This is a genomic window from Hydrogenophaga sp. (assembly GCF_026125825.1).
Lineage (GTDB): Bacteria > Pseudomonadota > Gammaproteobacteria > Burkholderiales > Burkholderiaceae_C > Hydrogenophaga.
Genome location: NZ_JAHCKK010000016.1, coordinates 56253 through 64632, shown reverse-complemented (window position 1 = coordinate 64632; position 8380 = coordinate 56253). Strand labels below are relative to the sequence as shown.

General features: G+C 70.5%; 8 protein-coding genes. 7 read left to right on the top strand and 1 reads right to left on the bottom strand.

All coding sequences use genetic code 11. The features are described from left to right. The 4 genes from KIT86_RS08445 to KIT86_RS08430 form a co-directional block, all read left to right on the top strand. The coding region (locus tag KIT86_RS08445) for a trypsin-like peptidase domain-containing protein (protein WP_297397211.1) at positions 1 to 766 on the top strand (766 nt) is incomplete at its 5' end. Positions 767 to 792: 26 nt separating this feature from the next. Continuing rightward, complete coding sequence (locus KIT86_RS08440) at positions 793 to 1794, top strand: MoxR family ATPase (RefSeq protein WP_297397209.1); 1002 nt, start codon at positions 793 to 795, stop codon at positions 1792 to 1794. Between the two features lie 2 nt (positions 1795 to 1796). Then, positions 1797 to 2870: a DUF58 domain-containing protein gene (locus KIT86_RS08435; protein WP_297397207.1), complete on the top strand. Its 1074-nt coding sequence runs from the start codon at positions 1797 to 1799 to the stop codon at positions 2868 to 2870. After that, positions 2867 to 3934, top strand: a complete 1068-nt coding sequence (locus KIT86_RS08430) for a VWA domain-containing protein (RefSeq protein WP_297397205.1) — start codon at positions 2867 to 2869, stop codon at positions 3932 to 3934. The genes KIT86_RS08435 and KIT86_RS08430 overlap by 4 nt, the downstream gene beginning before the upstream one ends. Here the strand turns inward: KIT86_RS08430 and KIT86_RS08425 are convergent. Continuing rightward, entirely contained in the window at positions 3918 to 4634 is a 717-nt protein-coding gene (locus KIT86_RS08425) for a DUF899 family protein (RefSeq protein WP_297397217.1), read from the bottom strand. The two genes, KIT86_RS08430 and KIT86_RS08425, sit on opposite strands and share 17 nt — an antisense overlap. 111 nt (positions 4635 to 4745) lie before the next feature. Here KIT86_RS08425 and KIT86_RS08420 point away from each other — a divergent pair, with 111 nt between their 5' ends. The 3 genes from KIT86_RS08420 (at position 4746) to KIT86_RS08410 (ending at position 8365) form a co-directional block, all read left to right on the top strand. Further along, positions 4746 to 5948, top strand: coding sequence for an FAD-dependent monooxygenase (locus tag KIT86_RS08420; protein WP_297397203.1), 1203 nt, complete (start codon positions 4746 to 4748; stop codon positions 5946 to 5948). A 188-nt stretch (positions 5949 to 6136) separates the two neighbouring features. After that, a complete protein-coding gene (locus KIT86_RS08415; RefSeq protein WP_297397201.1) occupies positions 6137 to 7126 on the top strand; it encodes a tripartite tricarboxylate transporter substrate binding protein in 990 nt (329 codons plus the stop codon). 63 nt (positions 7127 to 7189) lie between these two features. Next, a complete protein-coding gene (locus tag KIT86_RS08410) occupies positions 7190 to 8365 on the top strand; it encodes an acyltransferase family protein (RefSeq protein WP_297397198.1) in 1176 nt (391 codons plus the stop codon). Positions 8366 to 8380: the final 15 nt, after the last annotated feature.

Sequence of the window (8380 nt, the reverse complement as noted above, 5' to 3'; positions counted from 1 at the left end):
CGTCATGTGGTCGGCCCTGGCCCTGCTCGCGGCCCTGCTGGCCGCCAGCGCCTGGCAGGGCAGCGCAAACGGGCCCAAGGCCCTGACGCAGAAAGACATCGACGCGGCCGTGCTGCGCACCCTCACCACCCAGAACATCCCGTCCAGGGCCGCGCGCGCGGCCGAGAAGATCCGCCCCGCCGTGGTGCGCGTCATGTCCTTTGGCAAGGACAAAAAAGGCGAGGAGCAGGAATTGGGGGTGGGCACCGGCGTGGTCATCGTCGACAAGGGCATCATCCTGACCAACCTGCACGTCGTGCAGCACGCGCAGACCATCAAGCTGGTGTTCGCCGACGGCACCGAATCCGGCGCCAGCATCACCGGCGTGCAGGCCCAGAACGACCTGGCCGTGCTGCAGGCCCACACCATCCCGGACGACCTCACCGCCGCCACCATGCGCTCCACCGGTGACCTCGTGCCCGGCGACGAGGTGGTCGCGGTGGGCTTTCCCTTCGGCATCGGCCCCTCCACCTCCTCGGGCGTCATCTCCGGTTTCGATCGCGCCTTCAAATCGCCCGAGGGCGAGCAGGAGATCGGCAACCTGATCCAGTTCGATGCCGCGGCCAACCCCGGCAACTCCGGCGGGCCGCTGGTCACCATGGACGGCGAAGTCGTCGGCATCGTCACCGGCATCCTCAACCCGACCAGCCACCGCACCTTCCTGGGCATCGGCTTTGCCGTGCCGATCGAAAGCGCCGCCAGCGCCGCCGGCCTGCCCCCGTTCTAGTTCCCCCTTCCTCACAGGAGCGCTCCATGGACCAAAGCACCGCCCCCGACACCGCCCAGCTCATGGAGCAGATCCTGTACGAGGTCAAGCGCGTGGTGGTCGGGCAGGACCGGTTCCTCGAACGCGTCATGGTCGCCATGCTGGCCCAGGGCCACCTGCTGGTCGAAGGCGTGCCCGGCCTGGCCAAGACCCTCACGGTCAAGACGCTGGCCAGCGTCGTGCAGGGGCGCTTCAAACGCATCCAGTTCACGCCCGACCTGGTGCCCGCCGACCTCGTGGGCACGCGCATCTACAACCAGAAGACCGGCGACTTCAGCACCTCGCTCGGCCCGGTGTTCGCCAACCTCCTGCTGGCCGATGAAATCAACCGCGCGCCAGCCAAAGTGCAAAGCGCGCTGCTGGAAGTGATGCAGGAGCGCCAGGTCACCATCGCCGGCGAAACGCACAAAGTGCCCAACCCCTTCCTGGTGATGGCCACGCAGAACCCGATCGAGACCGAAGGCACCTACCCGCTGCCCGAGGCCCAGGTCGACCGCTTCATGATGAAAGTGATGGTGGACTACCCGACGGACGAGGAAGAGTTCGTGATCGTCGAGCGCGTCACCGGCCCGGCGGTCAACGTCAATGCCGTGGCCACCACCGACCAGCTCGCCGCGCTCCAGGCGCAGTGCCGGCAGGTCTACGTGGATCCCTCGCTGGTGCAGTACGCGGTCAAGCTGGTCTCGGCCACCCGCACGCCCGAGAAACACGGCATCAAGGACATGGCGCACCTCATCACCTTCGGTGCCAGCCCGCGCGCCACCATCGGCCTGGTCGAAGGCGCGCGCGCCCTGGCCATGCTGCGCGGGCGCAGCTACGCCCTGCCCGAAGACATGACCGACCTCGTGCCCGACGTGCTGCGCCACCGCGTGGTGCTGTCCTACGAGGGCCTGTCCGAAGGCCTGACCAGCGAAACCCTGATTGGCCGCATCATGAAACACATCCCCGCTCCGGCCCGGCCGCTGGAGCACGAAAAGAAAGCCGCCTGATCATGTTCGCGCGGCTGTTCGGCAGGAAAGACGGGGCTGCGGCAAATGCCGCTGCCGCGACCACGCCGGTCACGCGCCGGGCCGAGGCGCTGCTGCGCCGGCTCGAATGGACCGTGCTGCGCCGGCTCGACGGCCTGCTGCAGGGCGACTACCGCACCCTCATGCGCGGCTCCGGCCTCGACCTGGCCGACCTGCGCGAATACCAGCACCACGACGACGTGCGCCACATCGACTGGAACGTGACCGCGCGCCTGCAGACGCCGCACGTGCGCGTGTTCACCGAAGACCGCGAGATGGCCGCCTGGTTCCTGCTCGACCTCAGCCCTTCGGTGGACTTCGGCTCGGGCGAACAGCGCAAGAGCCAGGTGCTGCTGGACTTCACCGCCGTGCTCGCGCGCCTCATCGGGCGCCACGGCAACCGCGTGGGGGCCGTGCTCTATGGCTCGCGCGGCCAGCCCGTGGTGGATGCGGTGCTGCCCGCGCGCGGTGGGCGCACCCAGGTGCTTCGCCTCATGCAGATGGTGCTGCAGCCGCCCGTGCACGCCAACGCGAAGAACGGCGTGACCCAGCTGGCCGACCTGCTCAAGGCCGCCGTGCACACGGTGCGCCAGCGCGGCACCGTGTTCGTGGTGTCCGACTTCATCAGCGAGCCCGGCTGGGAAAAGCCCCTGGGCGAACTCGCGCGCCGGTACGACGTGGTCGCCGTGCGCCTGCTCGACCCGCTGGAACTCGACCTGCCCGACCTTGGCCTGATACCGATCCGCGACGCCGAGACCGGTGAACAGCTCATGGTCGACACGCACGACGCGGGCTTTCGCCAGCGCTTCGCGCGCATCGCCGCGCAGCGCGAGGCGCAACTGCGCGAAAGCCTGGGCCGCGCTGGCGTCGACACCCTGGAGCTCTCCACCGACGACGACCTCGCCGAGGCCGTGCTGCGTTTCATCGACCTGCGCAAGCGCCGCCTGCGCGAGACGCGCAACGGCATCGGCGGGCGTCCCGTGCCCACCCAGTTGCCCACCCGGGATCGCCGCAGCCTGGGCCGCGGCGCCCCACGCGAAGGAGCCCGTCCATCATGAACAGCTGGCCCGTCACCTTTCTCTGGCCGCAGCTGCTGTGGCTGCTGCTCGCGCTGCCGCTGCTGGTGCTGCTCTATGTGTGGCTGCTGCGCCGGCGCAAGCAGGCCGCCCTGCGCTTCGCCAGCCTGTCCATCGTGCGCGAGGCCATGGGCAAGGGCCCGGGCTGGCGCCGCCACGTGCCCCCGGTGCTGCTGCTGCTGGCCATCGGCCTCATGCTGCTGGCCTCGGCCCGCCCCATGGCCACCATCGTGCTGCCCTCGACACAGCAGACCATCATCCTGGCGATGGACGTCTCGGGCAGCATGCGCGCCGAAGACGTCAAACCCAACCGCCTGGTGGCCTCGCAAAACGCGGCCAAGGCCTTCCTGGCCGAACTGCCGCGCCACGTGAAGGTCGGCATCGTGGCCTTCGCCGGCTCGGCACAGGTGGTGCAACCCGTCACGCTCAGCCGCGAAGACCTGGTCGCCGCGATCGACAAGTTCCAGTTGCAGCGCGCCACCGCCATCGGCAGCGCCATCGTGGTCTCGCTCTCCGAGCTGTTTCCCGAGCAGCGCATCAACCTCGGCGACATGACCTACAGCCGCAACACCGATCCCTTTGCGCCCAAGGGCCGTTCGATCGACCAGCCCAAACCCGACGAGAAGACCTTCACGCCGGTGGCGCCAGGCTCCTACACCTCGGCCGCCATCATCCTGCTCACCGATGGCCAGCGCACCACCGGCGTGGACACCGCCGAGGCCGCAAAGATGGCGGCCGAGCGCGGCGTGCGCGTCTACACCGTGGGCGTGGGCACGGTGGACGGCGAGATCATCGGATTCGAGGGCTGGTCCATGCGCGTGCGGCTCGACGAGGAAAGCCTCAAGGAAGTGGCCCGCGCCACGCAGGCCGAGTACTACTACGCCGGCACCGCCGAGAACCTCAAGAAGGTCTATGAAACCCTGAGCTCGCGGCTGACGGTGGAGAAGAAGGAAACCGAAATCTCCGGCTTGCTCGCGCTCGCCGCCTCGCTGCTCGCCCTGCTGTCGGCCGGCCTGTCGGTGCTGTGGTTCAACCGCATTCTCTAGGGCCGTAGTCCAGGCGGGGGTACCAGTCCGTGCCGCGCCCGCCGGGCGTGAGATCCAGGATGTTCCACAGCGGCGTGGGATCGGGCGCGCCGCGCGGGTCCTGGCCCGGGTCGGCGGTGCCGCCGAGTTCGGAACCCCAGAAATGCCGCACCTGGCCGTCGCGCTGCACCCAGACGTCCAGCGCCGGCCACTCGTCGCCGTTGGGCGCCAGGCCGCGGTACTCGCGCGCGAAGCGGTCGCCCACGGTGGCGTAGAACTTCAGGTTCTTCCAGCCCCGTTCGCGCGCAAAGGCCAGCTGCCGCTCCACGGGCGAGCGGCCGATCACCGCCAGCGCCACCCGCTGCGAGAGATCGCGCGCGGGGATGTCCAGCGCGCCGATGAACGCGGTGCACATCGGGCAGGGCCGTTCGCGTTGCGGCCCGTACATCCAGAAGTAAGTCACCAGCGTGTCGTGTGCGCCGAACAGCGCCTTCCACCCCACCGTCTTGCCGTTCTCGTCGCGAAACTCGTGGTCGGCCGCCACGCCGCCCGGCGGCAGCGCGCGCCGCTGCTCGGCCACGCGCTCGATGTGGCGCCGCAGCTCGATCTCTTCGGCCAGCAGCGCCGTGCGCGCCTCGCGGTACGCTCTGCTGTCGTTGGGGTAGGGACGGCTGGCCGCTTGCGCCAGTGCGGCGGCGGGCTGGAGTGAGGAGGTCATCAGAGGTCCTTTCCGGTGGCTCGGGGGCACCAGCCTAAGACTTTGCGGCGCGCCTGTTGGTGCGCTACCTCACGCAGGCGGCGCCCTGTCCGCGCGGGCGGCACAATCGCGCGCATGAACCAACAAGTGATCGTGGCTGGCGGTGGCATTGGTGGACTGGCCTGCGCCCTGGCGCTGGCCCGCGCGGGCGTGCGCTCGGTGGTGCTGGAGCAGGCCCAGGCCTTCGGGGAAGTGGGGGCCGGCTTGCAGCTCGGGCCGAACGCGGTGCGCGTGCTGGCCGAGTGGGGCCTGATGGACGCGCTGCAAGCCTGCGCCGCGTTCCCCGAGGCGCTGCGCGTGCGCGACGCCCACCGGGCCAACCAGCTCGGCCACCTGCGCCTGGGCGCCCTGGCGCTGGCGCGCCATGGACAGCACTACGCCACCCTGCACCGCGCCGACCTGCATGGCCTGCTGCTGAGCGCGGTGCAGCGGCGACCCGAAGTGCAGCTGCGGCTGGGCACCCGGCTGGCGGCCTGGACGCAGGACGGGGAGGGCGTGCAGGTGACGCTGGAGGATGGCCAGGCGCTGTCGGGCGAGGCGCTCATCGGCTGCGACGGCCTGTGGAGCCGCGTGCGCGCCGGCCTGCTCGGCGAGCAGCCTGTGCGCGCCACCGGCCACCTGGCCTACCGTGGCATGGTGCGCGCGGTGGATCTGCCCACCGCCCTGCGCGCCAACCTGGTCACGGCCTGGCTGGGGCCGCGCCTGCACGTGGTGCACTACCCGGTCAAGCAGGGCGACTGGCTCAACCTCGTGGCGGTGGTGCAGGGCCAGCTGCCGCCCGGCGACGACCCCCAGGGCTGGACGCACGAGGCGCACGCCAGCGACCTGCGGCGCGCCCTGGGCCCCGCGTGCGGCGAGCTGATGGCCATGGTCGCGGCCGTGCCCGACTGGACGCTGTGGCCGCTCAACGACCGCCCCGCCTTGCGCGGCTCCCACGAACAGGCGAGCGGCCGCGTGGCCCTGCTGGGCGACGCCGCCCATCCCATGCGGCCCTATTTCGCGCAGGGTGCGGCCATGGCCATCGAAGACGCCTGGACGCTCGGGCGCCTGGTGCAGGACCGCAAGGCCGGCGACGACTGGGCGGCGCGCTTCTCCCGCTACGCCCAGACCCGCTGGCAACGCAACGCGCGCGTGCAGAAGCTCTCGCAGCGCAACGGCGTGGTCTTCCACGCCCACGGCGTGCTGCGCTGGGCCCGGGACGCCGCCATGGGCATGCTCGGCGAACGATTGCTGGACAATACGTGGCTCTACGACGGGCCGCCCGAGCCGCTTGAATGAAACACCCCCCTGCGCCGCTGCGCGGCTTCCCCCCTCCGTGGCGCGCCTTCGGCGCTTCGAGGGGGGCGGCATCTCGCGCCGGCCAAGCCGGACCCTGGATGCCCCTGGTCGGCGTTGTTTCATGCGCAGCGGTCGCGCTCCGCAGCAGTGACAATCCGCATGAATCCATCCCCAAACCCGAGGCAGACATGAACTTCCCCAACACCCCCGTCACCCGCCGCCAGGCCCTGGCCACCGCCGCCGCCCTGGCCGCCACCACCGCGCTGCCCACCGCGCACGCCCAGGCCTGGCCCAGCCGGCCGCTGAAGATCATCGTGGGCTTTCCCGGCGGCTCCTCGCCCGACCTCACCGCGCGCCTGCTGGCAGAGCCCCTGCAACAGGCCCTGGGCCAGCCGGTGGTGATCGAGAACCGGCCCGGCGCCGGCGGCAACATCGCCGCCGCCGCGGTCGCCCGCGCCACCGACGACCACACCATCGGCCTGATGATCAACGGCAACATGACGATCGCCAAGATCCTCAATCCCGACACCACCTACGACCCGATCACCGAACTCACCCCCGTCTCGCTCATCGCCGTGGCGCCCCTGGTGCTCGCCGTGCCCGCCACCGTGGCCGAGAGTGGCGCGGCCTACATCGCCGCCGCGCGCGCCTCGGGCGACAAGTGGAACTACGGCACCCCGGGCGTGGGCACCGTGGCCCACCTGGGCATGGAGCTGCTCAAGAGCCGCGCCGGCATCGCGCCGGTGCACGTGCCGTACCCGGGCAACCCGCAGGTCATCACCGCCATGCTGGGTGACCAGGTGCAGATGTCGCTGCTGCCCCCGGGCCTGGCCATGCCGCAGGTCACGGCCGGCAAGCTCAAGGCCATCGGCGTCACCTCCACCGGCCGCAGCAGCCTGGTGCCCGGCGTGCCCAGCCTGAGCGAGGCCGGCGTGCGCGACTTCCAGCTCGAAATCTGGAACGCCGTGGCCGCGCCCAACAGCCTGCCCAAGGCGCACGTGAACCGCCTGGCCACCCTGCTGACCGAGATCGTGCGCCGCGAGGACATCCGCCAGAAAATCTTCGGCCAGGGCTGGCAGGTCGCCGGCACCGGTCCGGAAGGCCTGGCGCGCCGCATCAAGAGCGACACGGCGGCCATGTCCGAGGTCATCCAGCGCAACCGCATCCGCCCGGGCTGAGCGGGCGGTGCGGTCTCGCGGGTGGTGGCGCGAAAGCCCGCGAACTGCTAATGTGGCGCCCTCATGAGTGATCACGCTCCGCCTGCGCCCGCTGGTGTCCGGCTCCATGCGCTGGACAACCTGCGCGCCATCCTCATGTGGCTGGGCATCGTCCTGCACGTGGCTGCGGTCTACACGACCCATCCCATGCCCAACGTCTGGCTCGACGACCAGCGCACCGCCTTCGCCGATGCCCTGGTCAGCGTCATCCACGTCTTCCGCATGCCCGCCTTCTTCATCCTGGCGGGTTTTTTTTCGGCACTGCTGGCCGAATCGCGCGGCCCGGGTGGCCTGCTGCGCAACCGGCTCGCGCGCCTGGCGCTGCCGTTTGTGATCTTCTGGCCCATCCTGTGGGTGCTCACCAGCCTGGCCGCGCTGCTCTTTCTGAACCGGCTGGCGCTCAACCAGTGGGGGTTTGACCTGGCCGTGGCCGCGAACGTGCCCGACCGGGGCGTCTCCACCATGCACATGTGGTTCCTGTGGCTGCTGCTGTGGCTGTGCGTGGTCACCGCCGCGTTGATGCGCCTGCCGCGGCACTGGTTCGCGCCCGCCGGCGCGGTGCTGGCCTGGGTGGCGCGCCGGCCCTGGGGCTTCGCGCTGCTGGCGCTGCCGCTGCTGGCCGCCACCGCCGGCTACCCGCGCGGCTTCATCGTCAACTCGGGCTCCTTCCTGCCGCCCTGGAACGAGTGGGTCCACTACGGCGTGTACTTCGCCTTCGGCCTGATGCTCCATGGGCAGCAGGCCGTGCTGTTCGCGCAGTTCCAGCGCCGTTGGGTGCTGTTCGCGGTGATGGGCCTGGCGTTCTTCCTCCTCTCGGTGCTGGTGACGCAGCGCCACGGCCCCCTGCTGCTGGGGGCCTACAGCTTCCACTGCGCGGCCTGGCTCTGGAGCTTTGCCTCGATCGGCTTGGCCCTGCGCTTCCTGTCGTCGCGCCACAAGCTGCTCGGCTATCTCGCGGACAGCGCCTATTGGGTCTACCTGGTGCACTTCCCCTTCACCATCCTCTCGGGCGCCCTGCTGTACCAGCTGCCGCTGCCGGCCCTGCTCAAGATCGCGATCAACATCACGGCCACCACGCTGGTCTGCCTGGGCAGTTACCAGCTCTTTGTGCGCCACACCTGGATCAGCCAGCTGCTCAATGGAAAGCGCCATCCCCGGCCCCGTCGCGACCTGCCCGGCGCGGCCGGCGGCCTGGCCTGAGGCGGGCGGCGGCGC